The following is a 1988-nucleotide window of genomic DNA, read 5'->3' on the forward strand; positions in this document are numbered from 1 at the left end:
GACCGTGCTGCTGGGTGTCGCGCTGCTGCTGAGCCTGCTGACGCTCTGCTTCGGCTCGGTCCGCCTGAGCTTCAGCCAGGTGCTGGGCTCGCTCCTGGGCACCGGCGACAACCCCGCCGTGGACTTCATCGTCCAGGACCTGGCCGTCCCCCAGGTCAAGGCGGCCATCGGCGTCGGACTCGCGCTCGGCGCCGCCGGCACGATCTTCCAGCAGCTGCTCCGCAATCCGCTGGCCTCGCCGGACTTCGTCGGGATCTCGGCCGGCGCCAGCGTGTTCGCGGTGGCCGGTCTCGCCGTCCCGGCACTGTCCGGCCCGAGCATCCCGGTGCTCGCGCTCGTCGGCGCCCTGGTGTTCGCGACCGCGATGTACCTGCTCGCCTGGCGCGACGGCGTCTCGGGCTACCGGTTCATCCTGATCGGGATCGGGATGTCGGCGTTCGCCACCAGCATCACCGGCTTCCTGCTCACCCGGACCTCGCTCACCGAAGCGCGCGAAGCCCTGCACTGGCTCACCGGATCGATCGGCCAGGCCGGCGACACCGAGAACAACGTGCTGCTGGTGTGCCTGCTGCTGCTGGCGCCCACCGTGCCCGTCCTGCAACGGATGCTGCGCAACGTCGAGCTCGGCGACGACACCGCCCGCGGGCTCGGCACCCGTCTGGAACCCACGCGCCTCCTGCTGCTCGGCGTCGGGGTCCTGCTCACGGCTCTGGCCACGGCCGTCGCCGGCCCGATCGCCTTCGTCGCGCTGGTGGCCGGCCCGGTCGCGGACCGACTGCTCGGCCCGGCGCGCGGCGGCATCGTGGCTGCGGGAGCCGTCGGCGCGGTCCTGTGCCTGGTCGCCGACTACATCGCCGTCCAGGTCCTTCCCATCGAGATGCCGACCGGCGTCGTCACGGGGGCCGTCGGGGCGCCGTACCTCCTGTGGCTGCTGGCCACCACCAACCGGAGAGGAGTGGGCGGATGACCCTGCCCATCACCGAGACCCCAGCCGTCGAACACACCACCGCCCGCCTCGCGGCCCGCGGCCTCGCTCTCGGGTACGACGACAGGACCGTCGTACGCGACCTGGACCTCGACATCCTCGATGGCCGGGTCACCGCCATCGTGGGTGCCAATGCATGCGGCAAGTCGACCCTGCTGCGCGGGCTCGCCCGACTGCTGCGCCCGCGCGCCGGCGAGGTCCTGCTCGACGGCACGCCCATCCTCGACCACGGCTCGCGCGAGGTGGCCCGGATCCTCGGGCTGCTCCCGCAGACCCCCGTCGCGCCGGACGGGATCACGGTGGGCGACCTGGTGTCGCGGGGCCGGCACCCGCACCAGGGCTGGTTCCGGCACTGGTCGGCCCGGGACGACGACGCCGTGGCCGCGGCGCTGGACGCCACCGACACGGCATCGCTGATCGCCCGGCCCCTGCACGAGCTCTCCGGCGGGCAACGCCAGCGGGTGTGGGTCGCCATGGCCCTGGCCCAGGAGACCGACCTGCTGCTGCTCGACGAGCCGACGACCTTCCTCGACATCGCACACCAGGTCGACCTCCTGCGCCTGCTGCGCACGCTCAACCGCGAGACCGGCCGCACGATCGTGACCGTGCTGCACGACCTCAACCTCGCCTGTCGCTACAGCGACCACCTCGTGGTGATGTGCGACGGCGAGGTCCTGGCCGAGGGCGCCCCCGTCGAAGTCGTGACCGCCGCACTCGTCGAACGGGCCTTCGGACTGGGTTGCGTCGTCGTGCCGGACCCCGTTGCGGGCACGCCGATGATCGTGCCGTCCGGGGACTGACCGGCACCCCAGCCAACTGGATTCTTTGTTCACGGGGCTGTCGCGCGACATCCACCCGCAGCACGCTGGACGCCCACCCGCGCCCTGTCGCATGGACCTGTGCGACTGCCCCTCCTTCGCCTGACCCTTGCCACCACCCTCGCCGCGGGCGCCCTCACCGCAGGCCTGACCCACCACGGGTCGGCCGAGCCGCTGGAGCCGGT

The 1988-nt window shown here is 72.6% G+C and carries 2 protein-coding genes; both read left to right on the forward strand.

Annotated features, from left to right (window positions below; translation table 11 throughout):
• Window positions 1-967: FecCD family ABC transporter permease (locus ACOADB_RS24755; protein ID WP_378605106.1), on the forward strand; the 967-nt coding region annotated here is incomplete at its 5' end.
• Window positions 964-1785: an ABC transporter ATP-binding protein gene (locus ACOADB_RS24760; RefSeq protein ID WP_378605109.1), complete on the forward strand. Its 822-nt coding sequence runs from the start codon at window positions 964-966 to the stop codon at window positions 1783-1785. The genes ACOADB_RS24755 and ACOADB_RS24760, both read left to right, overlap by 4 nt.
• Window positions 1786-1988 lie beyond the last annotated feature (203 nt).

The sequence above is a fragment of the Nocardioides sp. CPCC 206348 genome (assembly GCF_048654705.1).
GTDB lineage: Bacteria > Actinomycetota > Actinomycetes > Propionibacteriales > Nocardioidaceae > Nocardioides.